Source organism: Burkholderia ubonensis subsp. mesacidophila (assembly GCF_002097715.1).
GTDB lineage: Bacteria > Pseudomonadota > Gammaproteobacteria > Burkholderiales > Burkholderiaceae > Burkholderia > Burkholderia mesacidophila.
The window spans coordinates 710,383-726,943 of record NZ_CP020738.1; the positions used below are offsets into that span (position 1 = coordinate 710,383).

Below are 16,561 nucleotides of genomic sequence, written 5' to 3' on the forward strand. Positions count from 1 at the left end.
GGCAACGATGAGCCATGTCTATGTGCTCTATACGGGCGGCACGATCGGCTGCGACGGTACGCCGCTCGCGCCGATGCCGGGGCCGCAGTTCAAGGCGCTGATCGAGTCGATGCCGGGGCTCGAAGGCGGACAGGTGGCCGGCTATCCGGGCCTCGGCTATACGGTCGCGTGGTTCGACACGCCGCTCGACAGCTCGAACATGACGCCGTCCGACTGGATCACGATCGCGCAATCGCTTGCCGCGGTCTACAACGACTACGACGGCTTCGTCGTGCTGCACGGCACCGACACGATGGCGTTCAGCGCGGCCGCGATGTCGTTCCTGCTGCCGGGCCTCTCGAAGCCCGTCGTGTTCACCGGCTCGCAGGTGCCGCTCGCGATGACCCTCAACGACGCGCTGACCAACCTGGTCGGCGCGATCGTGCTCGCCGGCACGACGCAGATTCCGGAGAGCCTGCTGTACTTCGATTCGCTGCTGCTGCGCGGCAACCGGTCGGTCAAGGTCAACGCGAACCAGTTCGCGGCATTCTCGTCGCCGAATTTCCCGCCGCTGGCGACCGTGGCCGCGCAGATCTCGATCGATACGGCGCTGCTGCTGCCGCCGCCGGACTGGAGCACGTCGCTTGACAATCCCGCGAACCTCGCGGCCGCGCGGACCCGGCTGGCGAGTCAGGCGCAGGCGGTGCGCAGCTTCGCGGCGATCGTGATGACGCTGTACCCGGGCATCGGCGCGTCGGTCGCGAACGCGATGATCAATCGCAGCGAACCCGCGGTGAAGGGCGTCGTGATCGAGGCGTTCGGCGAGGGCAACGGCCCGTCGAAGGCCGACTTCCTGCAGGTGCTGTCGAACGCGAACGAAGCGGGCGTCGTGCTGATGGACAACACGCAGGTGCTGGCCGGCTCGGTCAACATCGACGCGTACGAGACCGGCTCGGGGCTCGCGCAGGCCGGCGCGATCAGCGCGTACGACATGGTGCCCGAAGCATCCCTCGCCAAGCTCGTCAGTCTGCTCAGCGTCGGCATGGCGCCCGCCGACATCCGCAAGACGATGCAGCAGAGCCTGGCGGGAGAAATCACGCCGCCCGAGACGGCGGCCGTGACAACGCGGCCCGTCCACTGAGCCGGGGCGGCGCTTCACTCAACCCAAGGAGGCAGACGATGTTGATGAAACCTTATGCACGCTACCGGCTGAGCGGGATGACTCACGAGGACGATCCGCGCTACGCGGTGCTCGCCCCGGGAATGGAAGCCGCCGCCGGCCAGCAGATCGCACCGCACTACGTGACCGTGCCGGGCGGCAGGCGGGTGCCGCAATACGCGCCCACCGTGGTCGGCACGTCGATCGCCTACGATCCCGCGGCCAACTGCGACGGATGCTTCATGTCCTACAAGTTCCAGGTGAACAACAACTGCTACAACTACTCGGCGAACATCGCGTCGAACTCGTTCGCGCAGCCGGGGCGGATGCACGGCTACTTCCTCACGTCGCCGCCGACGGGGCCCGACGTGGTCAAGGGCGCGCAGCTCGACGGGCTCGTCAACCTGGGCTCGTCGACGCAGGCGGACCTGGTCCAGCACGTGCGCGCGCAGGGCGGCGTCGGGCATTACGTCGCGCTGCTGATCTCGCCGGGCGATCCGTCGGTCGGCTGGCCGGGCGACTACCACTGGGTGCGCTGCGACTCGACGTCGCAATTCGACTCGTGGTCGCAGAAGGACGGCGGCGACCAGGTGACGAACTTCGACTTCGCGGGCCAGCCGATCGCGTGGCCGCCCACCGCCGACTGGACGGTGAACCAGGGGCCGCTGATCCAGGGCAATCCGAACGACATCGTCATCGCGTACACGTTCTACTGCTTCATGTACGTGCCCGCCGCCGGCGTGTCGATCATCTGAGCGCCATCGCACGGGCGCCGCGCATCCGCCGGGTGCGCGGCGCCTGCTTTTGACGGGCGGGCGAAGCGTCGACACCGGACAGCGTCGAACGGGCCTAGAATCGCAGGTGCTGCATCAGAGCCAACCTGCCGATTCCCAAGGACCCGCATGATCACGCTTCGACCGATGACCGCCGACGATTTCGCCCGCTTCTGGCCGACCTACCGCGCGGTGGTTGCCGCGCAGGAAACCTACGCATTCGATCCCGCGTCGACCGAGGACGCCGCGCGCGCGCTGTGGCTCGACGCGCCGCTGTGCACCTGGGTCGCGGAAGAGGACGGCGTGCTGCTCGGCTCGTACTACCTGAAGGCGAATGCGGCGGGGCCGGGCAGCCATGTCTGCAACTGCGGCTACATGGTGAGCGAAGCGGCGCGCGGGCGCGGCGTCGCGCGCCGGATGTGCGAACACTCGCAGGAGGTCGCGCGCGAACGCGGCTTTCTCGCGATGCAGTTCAATTCGGTGGTGTCGACGAACGAAGTCGCGGTCGCGCTGTGGCAGAAGCTCGGGTTCGAGATCGTCGGGCGCCTGCCGCGCGCGTATCGCCACGCGCGGCTCGGGCTCGTTGACAGCCTCGTGATGTACAAGTGGCTGGGGGAACACGCGTAACGCTGCGCCGCGCTGGCGTCACACCGCGAAGGCGCCGTCGAACACGATCCGGTCGTCGAACGCCAGCGTGCCCTTCGCGAAGATCAGGTCGAGATGGTGGCTGCCTTGCGCGCCGCCGCCGAGGCCGAGATGCAGGCCCGGATGGCGCTCCTCGAAACCCGCGTTGCGGCCGTACAGGCCCTTGATGCCGAGATTCGTGCCGATGCCGAATTCCTCGACCCGGCGGTGATTCTCGTGCCGGTCCAGGTACGACGCGAAATCGCGCCGGAACTCCGGATGCTCGCTGTCGAAATCGACGATCGTGCTGCCCTCGATATGCAGCGTCGCGAGCCGCTCGACGACCTTGTACTTGACCGCGAACGGCACGGTGCCGAGGAAGGTGCCGCTGAACACGATCGAGCCGCGCAGGTCGGTCACGTGCGTCGCGATCTCGCCGGGCACGACGTCGAGGTTGCCCATCCCGTCCACGCTGGTCCATTTCTGGTCCGGCGCGAGCGAGCCCGTCAGCCGGTTGCCGCGCTCATCGACGAAGTGGATCTGCGACGCCCGTGCGGCGGCCTCGATCAGCCGGTCGTTGCGCGCCGCGATGTCGTCGAGCGATTCCGCGAACGCCTCGTCGAGATGCGGGCCGTAGTCCTTGAACAGCACCGACTTGCTCCAGTGCTCGACCAGCGTCGGCCGGATCGCCGCGAGGAACGGCGGGCCGCTCGGCGACGGCGTCGGCAGCGTGGATGAATCGTAGAGCAAGACGAACAGGTCGGCGCGGCCGACCGCCGCGACGATCTCGTCGGGCGCGGTGGTTTCGAGGCAGAGGATCGTCGCGTCGAGCGACGCGGGCAGCGTGGAAAACGCGCGCAACGCGATCTCGCGATTGCGCGCGTCGTAGGCGACCAGCAGCTTTCCCAGTTCTGCGCGCGCGAGCTTGTCGCGCAGCGCGGGATGACAGCCGAGCGCGCGGTGCAGGTTCAGCATGCGTGTCTCCGGAAGCGGCGGAAGGGACGGCGCCCTTCCGCCAGGTCGAATGGCGCGCTTACAGCGGCCAGAGCGCGGTGCCGAACGGCACCACGGCGTCCGCGACCATCATGTCGACCGCTTCCGGATGCGTGTCTTCCTGCATCCACTCGAGCAAGTCGATTTGCTGATTTTCCTGCATGTCAGTTCTCCTATCTGATGTATATGAGACCTTCAACACGGAAACACGGCGGGTTGGCCGCCGTTGCCTGCGCGACATTTATTGTCGATGCCTTACAAGCGGATTCGATATTAATTGACGCTTTTGCCGAATGCAATCGCGTGCATTGTTTTTACCTGAGATGCGCTAAACACGCTGGATTTCCCGTGTTATCAGGCTTGGCATCGCGCGGGCGGGATGAGTGAGCCGGACAGGTTTAATAAATTAATGGAAACGGAATCCGAATAGGCAATTGGAATTGCCGATCATGATTTCAATCGAGCGAATCGTTTCGAGCGATTGAATTCGGAACGCCGTCCCGCAGCGCCGGCTCGCGGATGAATCAGTACGCCATGTGAATCAGCGGAAACGGCCTGCCGGCGGAATCCGTCGCCGAGCGTCCGACGTCCCGGAACCCGTAGCGGCGATAGAACGCATGCGCGCTCGGGTTCTGCTCGTTGACGTCGACCGTCAGCTGCGCATGCTGCGCGCGGACATGGTCGAGCAGGCGCGTGCCGATGCGCTGGCCGAAGCGCTCGGGATCGACGAACAGCATCTCGACCTGCGCGTCGTTCACGCCGATGAAGCCGGCGACGCGGCCGTCGCCGGCTTCGGCGACCCATACCGTGACGTTCGGCAGGTAGAGATCGCGAACCTGCGGGTAGAGCTCGGCGATGTCCCGTTCGGTGAGGAACGTGTGCGTGGCCTGCACGGCGCGGTGCCAGATGTCCAGCAGCGCGGGATTGTCTTCGGGGGTGTGTTCTCGGATCGTCATCGTTGTTGTCGTGAGGGTGGACGCCGCGAATTCTAACCGGCCGGCCCGTTGCGCATGACCGCCGCGCGCCCGAACGCGGGCGCGCGCCGCCATGCTCACACCGTCACGACGATCTTCCCGACCTGCGCGCCCGCTTCCATGTACCGGTGCGCGTCGGCGATTTCGTCGAACGCGAACGTGCGATCGATCGACGGCTTCAGCGCGCCGGCCGCGAGGCCGTCCGTGATGAAGCGCTTCGCGCGTTCGAGCCGCTCCGCGTCGCCGGTGATCTCGAACAGCTCGTAGCCGCGCAGCGTCAGGTGGCGGGCGAGCAGGTCCATCACGGGCACGACGATGTCGCGCGTGTCGAGCGCGCCGTACTGGAAGAACGTGCCGTGCGCGCGCAGCGCGCGCAACGGGTGCGCCGCATCGGGCCCGCCGACCGGATCGAACGCGAGCCGCGCGCCTTCGCCGCCGGTCACGCGCAATACGTCCCGCGTCAGTTCGGGCCCGCCGCCGGCGATCACGTGCGCCGCGCCGGCAGCGACGAGCGCCTGGCGCTTGCGTTCGCTGCGGGTCAGCGCAATCGGCACCGCGCCGATATGGTTCGCGATCTGGATCGCCGCCAGCCCGACGCTGCTCGACGCCGCGCCGATCAGCACGGCCTCGCCGCGCTGCAACCGGCCGAGCTCGATCAACGCGCCATAGGCCGTCACGTACATCATCCACGTCGCGGCGGCTTCCTCGAACGAGAGGCTGGCCGGGTGCCGCACGAGCGCGCGCGCCGGCACGTTGACCTGCTCGCCGTACATCCCGTATTCGGCGAACGAAAACGCCGGCACGACGCTCACCGCGTCGCCTTCGGCAACATCCGTCACGCCGGGGCCGACCGCCGCCACGACGCCCGACGCCTCGTAGCCGAGCGTTGCGGGAAAGCGTGGCTCGATCGTGTAGCTGCCGGTGCGGTACATCACTTCCGCGCGGTTGAGGCCGATGGCCTTCACGCGGATCTGGACTTCGCCGGCGCCGGGGGCGCGCACGTCGACGTCGTCGATCTGCAGCACGTCGGGGCCGCCGATGCGATGAAAACGAATGACACGGGACATGGATCTCTCCTTCGTTGAACGAGCGGAACGCTGGGTCGCAGCACGGCTGCGTGGTTTCGCGATTGACGAAGAAGCACTGTAGGGCGTGGATCGCGCGGGATAAACGCGCGATCGAATGACTGATTGTTATTCGACGAATAATAATCGGCGTGGACCCGCCTCAGGCCGGATACCGGCGCGCGAACAGCTCGGCGAGCCAGTCGACGCACACCCGCACCTTGTCCGGCAGATGCGCGCGGTTCGGGTACAGCACCGACACCGGCTTCGGCACGCTCGCGATGCCGGGCAGCACCTCGATCAACTGGCCGGCGTCGATGTAGGGCTGCAGCGCGGGCCGCAGCGCCTGCACGATCCCGAGGCCGGCGAGGCCGCACGACAGCAGCGCTTCCGAATTGTTGGTCAGGATGCCGCTTGCCAGCTTCAGCGTGACGACGTCGTCGGCCGGGCGGAACGCCCACTCCATCACCTTGCGGTTGCGCCCGGTGAAGAAGTTGACCGCCCGATGCGCGCGCAGGTCGTCGAGCGTGCGCGGCAGGCCGTGACTCGACACATAGGCGGGGGACGCGCACGTGACCATCGGGACCGCGCCCACCGTGCGCGCGATCATGCTCGAATCCTTCAGCGCGCCGACCCGGACGACGCAGTCGATGCCTTCGCCGATCAGGTCGGCCGGCTGATCGCTCGCGCCGAGCACCACGTCGATCTGCGGATAGCGCTGCTGGAAATCCGCGAGCGCCGGGATCACGACCGACTTCGCGAGCGCCACCGCGATGTCGATCCGCAGCCGTCCCTTCGGCGCGCTGCGTTGCCGCGGGAACGACGCGAACGCATCGTCGACGCTCGCGAGCAGCTGAACGCAGCGCGCGTAGAACGTCTCGCCCTCGGCGGTCATGCTGACGCGACGCGTGCTGCGGTTGAGCAGCCGGATGCCGAGCGCCTGCTCGAGCTGCTGCACGGCCTTCGTGACGGCCGGGCGGTGCAGCTGGAGCGCGTCGGCGGCCTGCGTGAAGCTGCCGCGCTCGACGATCTGCACGTAGATCTGCATCGCTTGCAGACGATCCATGGGCGTTCCCGAATTCCGTGGCGAACGGCCATCTTCGCATACGCGCGGCGGCAGGCGCGACGCTCAGTTCACCGGGTGCAGATCCTGCAGCAACGTCGGCACCAGCTCCGACACCGTCGGGTGAATGTGCATCGCGCGGCTGATCGTCGTGTACGGCGCGTTCGCGGCCATCACGTCGAGCAGCGCATGCACGACTTCGTCGCCCGTCACGCCGAGAATCGACGCGCCGAGGATCGCGTGGCTGTCCGCATCGACGATCACCTTCATGAAGCCCTGGCTCTCGCCTTTCTCGACCGCGCGCCCGACGCGCGTCATCGGCCGCGTGCCGACCAGCAGCCGGCGTCCCGTCTGCAGCGCGTCGGCGAGCGTCATCCCGACGCGGCCGAGCGGCGGGTCGATGAACATCGCGTACGCGGCGATGCGGTCCGACACCTTGCGCGGATCGTTGTCGAGCAGGTTGGCCGCGACGATCTCGTAGTCGTTGTAGGACGTATGCGTGAACGCGCCGCGCCCGTTGCAGTCGCCCAGCGCCCAGATGCCGGGCACGCTGGTGCGCAGCTGCTCGTCGACCTTGATATAGCCGTGCGCGTCGGTCTCGACGCCGGCGTGCGCCAGCCCGAGATCGTCGGTGTTCGGCACGCGTCCGACGGCGAGCAGCAGATGCGAGCCCGCGACCTCGCGCGCGCCGGACGCGCAGTCGAGCCCGACGACGACATGGTTGCCGTCGCGCCGCGCGCTCAGGCAGTTCGCGTCGAGCTGCACGTCGATGCCTTCGTTCTCGAGGATCTCCCGCACCGCGTGCGACACGTCCTCGTCCTCGCGGCGGACCAGGCGCGGGCCTTTCTCGACGATCGTCACGCGCGAGCCGAAGCGCCGGTACATCTGGCCGAATTCGAGCCCGACGTAGCTGCCGCCGACGACGACCAGGTGCTCCGGCAGGAAGTCGACGTCCATCATCGTCGAGTTGGTGAGATAGGACACCTGGTCGAGGCCCGGCATCGGCGGCACCAGCGCCCGCCCGCCGACGTTGATGAAGATCCGCTCCGCTTCCAGCAGCGCGTCGCCGACGCGCACCGTGCGGGCGCTCTCGAAGCGCGCATGGCCCTGCAGCACCGTCGCGCGCTCCAGCCCGCGCACCCACTGTTCGACGCCGTGGCTGGAGCGCGCGGAGATCTGGTCCTTGCGCGCCTTCACTTGCGGCATGTCGACCGTGACCGGTCCGCCGATCGTCACGCCGTATTCGCCGGCCCGCCGCGCGAGATGCGCGGCATACGCGCTGGCGATCAGCGTCTTGGTCGGGATGCAGCCGGTGTTCACGCAGGTGCCGCCGAACCGGCCCCGCTCGACGATGGCGACGCTCATGCCCGCGCCGGACAGCCGGGCGGCGAGCGGCGGGCCTGCCTGCCCGGTGCCGATGATGATCGCGTCGAAGTGCTGGGTCATGGCGTCCTCCTTCGCTGCTGCCGCGTGATGAGGCGGGGGCGGGCGTTGCATGCGCAACGCGCGTGCCGCCGGGGCCGGCTTTGCGACCCCGGCGTCCGCCTATGGTAGACCTGCCGGCGGGTGCCCGCGAGCGGTTCGGGCGGGCGGCGAACCCTCTACCGGCGTAGCGGGAAGCGTGCCAGAATCGCCGTTCGGCCCGTTCATGGCGGGCCGGCCGGGCTCCGGTCGACGGGGCCGCCATTTTCGAGGATTCGAGGAGACACTGATGACCGCAATGGCCGCCGTTTTCGGCATCCTGGTCGCGCTCTGGCTCGGCGCGATGATTCCCGGGCCCAGTTTCGTGCTCGTCGGGCGCAACTCGATCGGCCTGTCGCGCCGCGACGGTCTCGCGACCGCGCTCGGCATGGGCGTGGGCGGCATCGTGTTCGGCGCGGTGGCGCTGGCCGGCCTCTATACGCTGCTGCAGACGGTCGAATGGCTGTATGTCGCGCTCAAGGTCGCGGGCGGCGCGTACCTGATCTTCATGGCGTCGCGGATCTGGCGCGGCGCGGCGCACCCGATCGCGGTCGCCGATCCGGCCGCGGCCCGCGCCGGCAACACGCGCAGGTCGTTCTGGACGGGCCTCACCACCCAGCTCAGCAACCCGAAGACGGCGATCTGGTATGCCAGCATCTTCGCCGCGCTGCTCCCGCAGCACCCGCCGCTGTGGGCCTATCTCGTGCTGCCGCCGCTCGTGTTCGCCGTCGAGTGCGGCTGGTACACGATCGTCGCGCTGTGCTTCTCGACCCGCCGGCCGCGCGAGTGGTACCTGCGCGCGAAGAAATGGGTCGACCGCGTCGCGGCCGGCGCGATTTCGGCGCTCGGGCTGCGGCTGATCCTGACGGCGCGGAACGCGGGGATCTGACGCGCCGGCGGCGCTCAAGGCTTCGGGTATTTCTCCATCAGCGTGCGGAACCGCGCGTCGTCCGGGAAGGCCTTGACCTCGTAGCGCACCGGACGATGCGCGGTGGCCGTCATCAGGTCGCCGCAGAGGCGCAGCAGCTCGGCCATCGGCACGGAGGCGGACTGCTGCGTCCGCGGCCGGAACAGCATCACGCTGTCGGTGTCGGGCAGCAGCGAATGCACGCCTTCGGTCCATACGCTCATGCTGAACAATTCGCCGCTTGGCCGCCGGTACGCACTGTACTGCGCGACGAACACCTCGAGCCCGTCGCGCGCGTGGGCCTCGTCCATCAGGGTCTGCTGGTCACGGTAGTCGCCGGCGAGCTCGCTGACCCGCAATTGCTGCAACCGCGACGCGAACCCTTCCGGCACGAACCGCCGCCAGAGCGCGCCGTCCCAGCGGAGCATCAGCGGCGGCAGCGGGCGCGGCTGCGCGAGCGCCTGTTCGGCCACCTGCAGCATCGTGTCGAATCCCGCCGGGTTGCGATCGCCGGTGAGCAGCAGCACGCCCCGGTTCGGCGCCATGACGACCGGCGCGCCGGCGATCGGCTGCCGGTACAGCAGGTCGGTCAGCAACAGCCGCGCCGCGTCGTAGTAGTCGCCGAACTGCGCGAGGAACACGCCGTTCTGCAGCGCGACCCACGGGCGTGACGACTCGGCGCGCAGGTTGTCGATCGCGATGTCGTAGGCCTCGTCGAACGTGATTCCCCATTCCTGCAGCTTGGTCGTCGTCAGCCGCGACACGCTGAACTCGCCGTCGTACGCGATGCCGATCTCGAGGTTCTCGCACAGCGGCCGGAACGCGAGCTCCGGGCGGGTTTCCATCTGCAGATGGATCACGCCGCGCTCGGTCGCGCTGCGGATCACCGGCCGCAGCTTCGCCTTCGCGTCCGCCAGGCGGGACGGAATGGCGTGCTGGATCATCGCGCGCGCCTGGCGCTTCAGCGTCGCGTCCCGATCGGCCGGCTTCGCGTCGGTGTAGTCCCGGAACAGGTTGTGCAGGTTGACGACGTTCGACGGGACGTCCGGCTGCACGAGGCGGCTCCGCTCGCTTTCGTAGGTCCACGCCCGCGTGTCGCCGGCCGCGCGCAGCGCGGCCATCAGCCGTTCGGCGAAGATCTGTTGGGTGGGCGGCTTGCGGAAGCGGTCGAGGAGGCGCGTGACGAAATCGGTGGGCATCGTGTGTGATCGGGTCGGGTGCGCGTCCGTCGACGCGCACCGGCGAAGAAGTGGCGCGGGCCGGGCCCGCTGCTCAGTGATATCGGCCTGTCACGCGATTTTCTTGAAGGGCGGGGGGCAGGCCGGAAGCGGCCGATCGTGCTGCCGGCCTTGTCCGGCGGGCGTTCGCGCCGCCGCACCCCCTCCGGCGGCCGGCTCGCCGACCGCAATCCGTCGGCCGACCGGCCCGCGACGTGTAAACTGCTGCCTTTTTTGACGGTAGCAGCATGGTGCAAGCCCCCCAGCGCACGGCATTGAGCGGCCCGACGCTCGTTCGCCTGCTCGCGCGGCTGGCGGACGCCGACGTGCCCGAATCCCGGCAGACGCTCGCCGACCGGCTGAGCCAATGGCTCGGCTGGACGGACGCGATTTCGCTGTCCTCGGCGCTGAGCGGCAGCCCGCCCGCGGTCGCGGCCGGCGGCGCGCGCCCGGCCGGCGGCGACGCGGAGCGCGAATGCGCGCGCGTGCGTCACGCGCTGGCGCAGGCGATGATGGTCGCCCGCCCGGCCGGCGCGAGCCGCCGCAACGGCGCGCGGCCGGCGCCGCCGACGGGCGAGACGGCCGACTACGCGGATTTCCGGCAGCGTTATCTGACCCTGCAGCAGGAGATGGAGACGGCGATCGGCAACCTGCGCGGCCGCCTGCGGGTCGCGCTGGCGGCGCGCACGCCCGGCATGGCGCGGCTCGCGACGCTCGACGCGATCATGGAGCGGGTGCTCGGCGCGCGCGAACGCAGCCTGCTGGCCACCGTGCCGGCGCTGCTCGGCGCGCACTTCGCGCGGTTGCGCGCCGCGGAGCAGCAGGCGCTCGCCGACGCGGAAGCCCCGGAACATCCGGAAACCCCTGGGCAGCCGGCCGTCACGCCCGGCGCCTGGCTGGACGTGTTCCGCATGGACATGCAGAGCGTGCTGCTCGCCGAACTCGAAATCCGGTTTCAAACGGTGGATGGGCTGCTCGCGGCCCTTCGCGCCAGCTAACAAGACGTTATGTCCAGAATTCGTATTGATCTCGTTGTATTTTTGGCCGGCCTGGTCGCGGTGTGCTGGATCGGCGCCGGTTATGTCGGGTCGAATCCGCCGGCGGCGGTCGTCACGCTGCTGATCGCCGCGTGCTATCTCGCGGGTGCGGCCGAGCTGCTGCGCTACCGCCAGGCGAGCGCGACGCTCGCCGGCGCCGTCAAGGGCCTGTCCGGGCCGCCGCCGGTGCTCGACGCGTGGCTCGACACGCTGCACCCGAGCCTGCGCGGCGCGGTGCGCGCGCGCATCGAGGGCGCCCGCGCGGCGCTGCCGGGGCCGTCGCTGACGCCGTACCTGGTCGGCCTGCTCGTGCTGCTGGGGATGCTCGGCACGCTGCTCGGGATGGTCGTGACGCTGAAGGGCACCGGGGCCGCGCTGGAAAGCGCGACCGATCTCGACGCGATCCGCGCGTCGCTGATCGCGCCGGTCAAGGGCCTCGGCTATGCGTTCGGCACGTCGATCGCCGGCGTCGCGACCTCGGCGATGCTCGGGCTGCTGTCCGCGCTGGCGCGCCGCGACCGGCTCGACGCGTCGCAGCAGCTCGACGCGAAGATCGCGACGACCCTGCGGGTCCATTCGCACGCGCATCAGCGCGAGGAGTCGTTCCGGCTCCTGCAGAAGCAGGCCGACGTGATGCCGGCGCTGGTCGAGCGGCTGCAGACGATGATGACCGCGATCGACACCCGCAGCGCGGCGCTTCACGAACAGCAGGTCGCGAGCCAGCAGGCGTTCTTCGACCGGACGGAGCAGGCTTATGCGCGGCTCGCGTCGTCGGTCGGCCAGTCGCTGCGGGACAGCGCCGCCGAGAGTGCGCGCGTGGCCGGCGCGGCGCTGCAGCCGGTGATGGAAACGACGATGGCGGGTCTCGCGCGCGAAATGACCGTGCTGCGCGACGTCGTCACGCACGCGGTCGAGCGGCAGCTGGACGGCCTGTCGAGCGGCTTCGAGGCGACCACCGCCAACGTGACCGGCATCTGGAACCGAGCGCTCGACGATCACCGGCGCTCGAGCGAGGCCGCGGCCGGCCATCTGCATGCCGCGCTCGGACAGTTCACCGACACGTTCGCGCAGCGTTCGACCGATCTGCTCGACGGCGTTGCAACGCGCCTCGAAGCGACCGAGCAGCGCATGGCGGACGGCTGGCAGCATACGCTCGCGAAGCAGGAGCAAGTCGGCGAAACGCTGGCCGGACACAACGCACGCGCGCTGGAAACAGCCGCCGCGACGTTCGAGCAGCATTCGGCGTCGCTGCTGCGCACGATCGGCGAGTCGCACACGGGCCTGCAGGGCGAGCTCGCGTCGCGCGACGAACAGCGGCTGGCCGCGTGGCGCGAATCGCTCGCGGCAATGGCCGCCGCGCTGCGCGACGACCTCGCGCAGACGAGCGCACATCACGCGAACCGCCAGCAGGCGATTTGCGATGCGCTCGCGCAAACGGCAACCGACATCGGCGCGCAGACCACGACGTTCGAACAGCATTCGGCATCGCTGCTGAACACGATGCGCGATTCGCACGCGAACCTGCAAGCCGAACTTGCGTCGCGCGACGAGCAGCGTCTCGCGACGTGGAGCGCATCGCTTGCGGCGATGGCGGCGAAGCTCAGCGATGAGTGGGCGCAGACGAGCGCGAACCACACGGGCCGCCAGCAGGCGATCTGCGACGCGCTCGCGCAAACGGCGACCGATATCGGCGCGCAGACCACGACGTTCGAACAGCATTCGGCATCGCTGCTGAACACGATGCGCGAGTCGCACGCGAACCTGCAGACGGAACTGGCGTCGCGCGACGAACAGCGTCTCGCGGCATGGAGCGCATCGCTTGCAGAGATGGCGGCGAAGCTCAGCGATGAGTGGGCGCAGACGAGCGCGAACCACACGGGCCGTCAGCAGGCGATCTGCGACGCGTTGGCGCAAACGGCGACCGATATCGGCGCGCAGACCACGACGTTCGAACAGCATTCGGCATCGCTGCTGAACACGATGCGCGATTCGCACGCAAACCTGCAGACGGAACTGGCGTCGCGCGACGAGCAGCGTCTCGCGGTATGGAGCGCGTCGCTTGCAGAGATGGCGGCGAAGCTCAGCGATGAGTGGGCGCAGACGAGCGCGAACCACACGGGCCGCCAGCAGGCGATCTGCGACGCGCTCGCGCAAACGGCGACCGACATCGGCGCGCAGACCACGACGTTCGAACAGCATTCGGCATCGCTGCTGAGCACGATGCGCGAGTCGCACGCGAACCTGCAGACGGAACTGGCGTCGCGCGACGAACAGCGTCTCGCGACGTGGAGCGCATCGCTTGCAGAGATGGCGGCGAAGCTGCGCGACGAATGGGCGCAGACGAGCGCGCAGGCCGCGAGCCGCCAGCAGGACATCTGCGACACGCTCGCGCGCACCGCGAACGACATCACCGCGCAGGCGCAGGCGCACGCGAGCGACACGATCGCCGAGATCTCCCGGCTCGTGCAGGCCGCGTCGGAGGCGCCGAAGGCCGCGGCCGAGGTCGTCGCCGAGCTGCGCCAGCGCCTGTCCGACAGCATGGTGCGCGACACCGCGATGCTCGACGAGCGCAGCCGCCTGCTGGCCACGCTGGAGACGCTGCTCGACGCGGTCAACCACGCGTCGACGGAACAGCGCGGCGCGGTCGACGCGCTCGTGCGTACGTCGGCCGACCTGCTGGACCGCGTCGGCGCGCGCTTCAACGACACGGTCGATGCCGAAACCCGCAAGCTCGATGCAGTCGCCGCGCAGGTGACCGCGGGCGCGGTCGAAGTCGCGAGCCTCGGCGACGCGTTCGGGATGGCCGTGCAGGTGTTCGGCGAATCGAACGACAAGCTGCTGACCCATCTGCAGCGCATCGAGGCCGCGCTGGAGAAATCGCTCGCGCGCAGCGACGAGCAGCTCGAGTACTACGTCGCACAGGCGCGGGAAGTGGTCGACCTGAGCATGATGTCGCAGAAGCAGATCGTCGAGGACCTGCAGCAGCTCGCCGGCCGGCGCGCGTCCGTCGGAGCGTAACGCATGCACGACGAAATCGACGGCGGCGCGGAATCGGCCGCGCCGGTCTGGCCCGCGTTCGCCGACCTGATGTCGGTGCTGCTCGGCGCGTTCGTGCTGATCCTCGTCGGCGTGATCGGCATGCAGCTGCAGCTCACGTCGAAGCTCGAGGAGGCGATCAAGCAGCGCCAGCAGGAAGCGCAGCAGCGCAAGACGCTCGAACAGGCGCTCGCGGGGCCGCTCGCGGCCGGCCGCGTGACGCTTGTGAACGGCCGCATCGGCATCGCCGGCAACGTGCTGTTCGCGCTGAACTCCGACCAGCTGCAGCCCGAAGGCCACGATCTGCTGAAGACGCTGGCCGGCCCGCTCGCCGCGTACCTGAAGAATCGCGACGAGATCCTGATGATCAGCGGCTTCGCCGACGACCAGCAGGTGCACGCCGGCAACCGCCTGTTCGCGGACAACTGGGAACTGTCGGCGAAGCGCGCGCTGACCGTGACGCGCGCGTTCATCGACGCGGGCGTACCCGCAGCGTCGGTGTTCGCTGCCGCGTTCGGCTCCGAGCAGCCGGTCAGCTCGAACGCGGACGACGCGGGACGCGCGAAGAACCGCCGCGTGGAAATCGCGCCGGTGCCGCGCAAGTCGGCGTCGAACGGTGGCCGTCGTGAACCGTGACGCGACGCGCGCCCGCGCGATGCTCGATGCGTGGCGCGCATCCGGCGCCGATCGGCTGGACCCGGTGCGCTTTCACCGGATCGATGCGCTGGAGCGGCGCGCGGCCGGCCATGACGGCGACGCGCGGCGCCTGCTGGACGCGCGGCTCGCGACGCTGCTGGCTGGGTACGCCGACGATGTCGAGCGCGCCGGTGCCCACGCGGCCGCAGCGGACGACGTGGCGCAGGCGACGCCGACGCGCGGCGCGCTCGCGGGGCTGGTGACGCACATCGCGCGCGATGCGCAGGCGGACCGGGCCGGGGTCGACCCGGCGCTGATCGACTACTTCCGGGAAACCTGGTCGAAGGTCCGCACCGAGCAGCAGTATCGTCAGGCGCTCGACCAGGTGCCGCGCAATGCCGGCCCGCTCAATTCGAGCAGCCTCGTGCACCGGTCGCTGTCGCTGATGCGCGACTTGTCGCCCGGCTATCTGCAGCAATTCCTGTCGTATGTAGACGCGCTGGCGTGGCTCGAAGACTTCACCGGCGGCGGCGTGCAGGCGGAGAAGGAAGCGCCGCGCGCGAAGGGCGTGAAGAAGGGCGCGCGGAGCAAGGCGCGGTAGCGCTGGGCGCTCAGCCCGGAGCGACGGGCTGCATGATCGCCGCGCGAAATGCGTGCAACGCGCGCGCCAGCGCGTCGGCGAACGGCGGATGCGCGGCGATGTCCGCCGCGTCGAGCCGGCTGCCGAGGATCGGGATCGCGATCGAGGCTTCGTTCACGACGCGAGCGGACATCACCGACAGCGTTTCCTTCAGCGCCGCGTCGGCGTGCGTCGCGCGAGGCGACGCGTTGAGCACTGCCACCGGCTTGTGCACGAACGCTTCGCATCCGACCACCCAGTCCAGCGCGTTCTTCATTACGCCGGTCACGCCGTGCGCATACTCCGGACTTGCGATCAGCACCCCGTCGGCCGCGTTCAACCGGTCGATGAGGTCACGAACCGGCTCGGGCGTCGGATGTTCGACGTCGGGATTGAAAAGCGGGAACTGCCCAAGACGCCGGAACCGGGCGATCTGCATGTCCGGCGGCGCAACGGCGGCCGAGGCATCGAGCAGCGCCGCGTTGAAGGAGCCGGCGCGCAGGCTGCCGCACAGCGCGACGATCTCCATGCGCCGGGAAGTTGGGGGTCGAGATTCGATCGGCATCGGTGAGCGCCGGGAGGGCGACGAAGGCAGGCTGGGTTGTGTGGGGACCGGGCGGATTATCGCATCGGTGTGATGGCGGGACGACCGCCGGAGCACCGGACCGTCATTTCCGATTTATCGATAAATTGCGTCCGAATCACCGAATTGAATCGAGGTGATTCCGAATGCGAGGTTTCATGAATCGGTAAATATGACTTTGATGCTGGATGCATTTTGATTTCGATCGGTATTTATTTGCCGATTGATTTCACCATGACGCCGACGATATCCCGGAACCGGTTCCGTTTGACTTGCGAATCTCCGCGGCGATTTAAAAGAACGTCAAATGCCGGCGGATGCTTATGAATTTTCTTTCGATTTGTTATATTTGGCGGCACGTTCGGCGGCTGAGAGACCGTGACAAACGGGCGCATCGCGGGTCACGCATACGGCTCGCCCGATAACAAAGAGGGTA

At 68.8% G+C, this 16,561-nt stretch carries 16 protein-coding genes; 8 read left to right on the plus strand and 8 right to left on the minus strand.

Annotated elements, in window-relative coordinates; all coding sequences use genetic code 11:
- Window positions 1-7 precede the first annotated feature (7 nt).
- From B7P44_RS20830 to B7P44_RS20840, 3 genes are all read left to right on the plus strand, one after another.
- Entirely contained in the window at window positions 8-1,120 is a 1,113-nt protein-coding gene (locus B7P44_RS20830; protein ID WP_084907853.1) for an asparaginase domain-containing protein, read from the plus strand.
- Window positions 1,121-1,158: 38 nt separating this feature from the next.
- Entirely contained in the window at window positions 1,159-1,893 is a 735-nt protein-coding gene (locus B7P44_RS20835; protein ID WP_084907855.1) for a hypothetical protein, read from the plus strand.
- Between the two features lie 147 nt (window positions 1,894-2,040).
- Window positions 2,041-2,538, plus strand: a complete 498-nt coding sequence (locus tag B7P44_RS20840) for a GNAT family N-acetyltransferase (RefSeq protein WP_084907857.1) — start codon at window positions 2,041-2,043, stop codon at window positions 2,536-2,538.
- Window positions 2,539-2,556: 18 nt separating this feature from the next.
- Here the strand turns inward: B7P44_RS20840 and B7P44_RS20845 are convergent, their stop codons facing one another.
- The 6 genes from B7P44_RS20845 to B7P44_RS20865 form a co-directional block, all read right to left on the minus strand.
- On the minus strand, window positions 2,557-3,510 hold the full coding sequence (locus B7P44_RS20845; protein ID WP_084907859.1) for a M29 family metallopeptidase: 954 nt from the start codon (window positions 3,508-3,510) through the stop codon (window positions 2,557-2,559).
- A gap of 58 nt (window positions 3,511-3,568) precedes the next feature.
- Window positions 3,569-3,691, minus strand: coding sequence for a hypothetical protein (locus tag B7P44_RS37745; RefSeq protein ID WP_042587152.1), 123 nt, complete (start codon window positions 3,689-3,691; stop codon window positions 3,569-3,571).
- A 361-nt stretch (window positions 3,692-4,052) separates the two neighbouring features.
- Window positions 4,053-4,484: an acetyltransferase gene (locus B7P44_RS20850; RefSeq protein ID WP_084907861.1), complete on the minus strand. Its 432-nt coding sequence runs from the start codon at window positions 4,482-4,484 to the stop codon at window positions 4,053-4,055.
- A 95-nt stretch (window positions 4,485-4,579) separates the two neighbouring features.
- Entirely contained in the window at window positions 4,580-5,569 is a 990-nt protein-coding gene (locus B7P44_RS20855) for a zinc-dependent alcohol dehydrogenase family protein (RefSeq protein WP_084907863.1), read from the minus strand.
- A gap of 160 nt (window positions 5,570-5,729) precedes the next feature.
- On the minus strand, window positions 5,730-6,632 hold the full coding sequence (locus tag B7P44_RS20860) for a LysR family transcriptional regulator (RefSeq protein WP_084907865.1): 903 nt from the start codon (window positions 6,630-6,632) through the stop codon (window positions 5,730-5,732).
- Between the two features lie 63 nt (window positions 6,633-6,695).
- Window positions 6,696-8,075: an FAD-containing oxidoreductase gene (locus tag B7P44_RS20865; RefSeq protein WP_084907867.1), complete on the minus strand. Its 1,380-nt coding sequence runs from the start codon at window positions 8,073-8,075 to the stop codon at window positions 6,696-6,698.
- Between the two features lie 265 nt (window positions 8,076-8,340).
- Here B7P44_RS20865 and B7P44_RS20870 point away from each other — a divergent pair, with 265 nt between their 5' ends.
- Window positions 8,341-8,979: a LysE family translocator gene (locus B7P44_RS20870; protein ID WP_084907869.1), complete on the plus strand. Its 639-nt coding sequence runs from the start codon at window positions 8,341-8,343 to the stop codon at window positions 8,977-8,979.
- 14 nt (window positions 8,980-8,993) lie between these two features.
- Here B7P44_RS20870 and B7P44_RS20875 read toward each other — a convergent pair whose 3' ends face one another.
- Entirely contained in the window at window positions 8,994-10,196 is a 1,203-nt protein-coding gene (locus B7P44_RS20875) for a DUF1444 family protein (protein WP_084907871.1), read from the minus strand.
- A gap of 266 nt (window positions 10,197-10,462) precedes the next feature.
- Here B7P44_RS20875 and B7P44_RS20880 point away from each other — a divergent pair, with 266 nt between their 5' ends.
- Genes B7P44_RS20880 through B7P44_RS20895 form a run of 4 tightly spaced genes read left to right on the plus strand, consistent with a single transcriptional unit; the run spans window position 10,463 to window position 15,524 of the window.
- Window positions 10,463-11,212, plus strand: a complete 750-nt coding sequence (locus B7P44_RS20880) for a DUF3348 domain-containing protein (RefSeq protein WP_084907873.1) — start codon at window positions 10,463-10,465, stop codon at window positions 11,210-11,212.
- Window positions 11,213-11,221: 9 nt separating this feature from the next.
- Window positions 11,222-14,269, plus strand: coding sequence for a DUF802 domain-containing protein (locus B7P44_RS20885; RefSeq protein ID WP_084907875.1), 3,048 nt, complete (start codon window positions 11,222-11,224; stop codon window positions 14,267-14,269).
- Window positions 14,270-14,272: 3 nt separating this feature from the next.
- Window positions 14,273-14,923, plus strand: coding sequence for an OmpA family protein (locus B7P44_RS20890; RefSeq protein ID WP_084907877.1), 651 nt, complete (start codon window positions 14,273-14,275; stop codon window positions 14,921-14,923).
- Window positions 14,913-15,524 carry a DUF2894 domain-containing protein gene (locus tag B7P44_RS20895; RefSeq protein WP_088511502.1) on the plus strand — a complete coding sequence of 204 codons (612 nt, stop codon included), beginning with the start codon at window positions 14,913-14,915 and terminating at the stop codon, window positions 15,522-15,524. The genes B7P44_RS20890 and B7P44_RS20895 overlap by 11 nt, the downstream gene beginning before the upstream one ends.
- A gap of 10 nt (window positions 15,525-15,534) precedes the next feature.
- Here the strand turns inward: B7P44_RS20895 and B7P44_RS20900 are convergent, their stop codons facing one another.
- Window positions 15,535-16,107 carry an NADPH-dependent FMN reductase gene (locus B7P44_RS20900; protein WP_084907879.1) on the minus strand — a complete coding sequence of 191 codons (573 nt, stop codon included), beginning with the start codon at window positions 16,105-16,107 and terminating at the stop codon, window positions 15,535-15,537.
- Window positions 16,108-16,561: the final 454 nt, after the last annotated feature.

Excerpts from the sequence above, each read along its gene's own strand:
- B7P44_RS20830 (WP_084907853.1), top strand. The coding sequence starts at position 8 with ATGAGCCATGTCTATGTGCTCTATACGGGCGGCACGATCGGCTGCGAC.
- B7P44_RS20835 (WP_084907855.1), top strand. The coding sequence starts at position 1,159 with ATGTTGATGAAACCTTATGCACGCTACCGGCTGAGCGGGATGACTCAC.
- B7P44_RS20840 (WP_084907857.1), top strand. The coding sequence starts at position 2,041 with ATGATCACGCTTCGACCGATGACCGCCGACGATTTCGCCCGCTTCTGG.
- B7P44_RS20845 (WP_084907859.1), bottom strand. The coding sequence starts at position 3,510 with ATGCTGAACCTGCACCGCGCGCTCGGCTGTCATCCCGCGCTGCGCGAC.
- B7P44_RS37745 (WP_042587152.1), bottom strand. The coding sequence starts at position 3,691 with ATGCAGGAAAATCAGCAAATCGACTTGCTCGAGTGGATGCAGGAAGAC.
- B7P44_RS20850 (WP_084907861.1), bottom strand. The coding sequence starts at position 4,484 with ATGACGATCCGAGAACACACCCCCGAAGACAATCCCGCGCTGCTGGAC.
- B7P44_RS20855 (WP_084907863.1), bottom strand. The coding sequence starts at position 5,569 with ATGTCCCGTGTCATTCGTTTTCATCGCATCGGCGGCCCCGACGTGCTG.
- B7P44_RS20860 (WP_084907865.1), bottom strand. The coding sequence starts at position 6,632 with ATGGATCGTCTGCAAGCGATGCAGATCTACGTGCAGATCGTCGAGCGC.
- B7P44_RS20865 (WP_084907867.1), bottom strand. The coding sequence starts at position 8,075 with ATGACCCAGCACTTCGACGCGATCATCATCGGCACCGGGCAGGCAGGC.
- B7P44_RS20870 (WP_084907869.1), top strand. The coding sequence starts at position 8,341 with ATGACCGCAATGGCCGCCGTTTTCGGCATCCTGGTCGCGCTCTGGCTC.
- B7P44_RS20875 (WP_084907871.1), bottom strand. The coding sequence starts at position 10,196 with ATGCCCACCGATTTCGTCACGCGCCTCCTCGACCGCTTCCGCAAGCCG.
- B7P44_RS20880 (WP_084907873.1), top strand. The coding sequence starts at position 10,463 with ATGGTGCAAGCCCCCCAGCGCACGGCATTGAGCGGCCCGACGCTCGTT.
- B7P44_RS20885 (WP_084907875.1), top strand. The coding sequence starts at position 11,222 with ATGTCCAGAATTCGTATTGATCTCGTTGTATTTTTGGCCGGCCTGGTC.
- B7P44_RS20890 (WP_084907877.1), top strand. The coding sequence starts at position 14,273 with ATGCACGACGAAATCGACGGCGGCGCGGAATCGGCCGCGCCGGTCTGG.
- B7P44_RS20900 (WP_084907879.1), bottom strand. The coding sequence starts at position 16,107 with ATGCCGATCGAATCTCGACCCCCAACTTCCCGGCGCATGGAGATCGTC.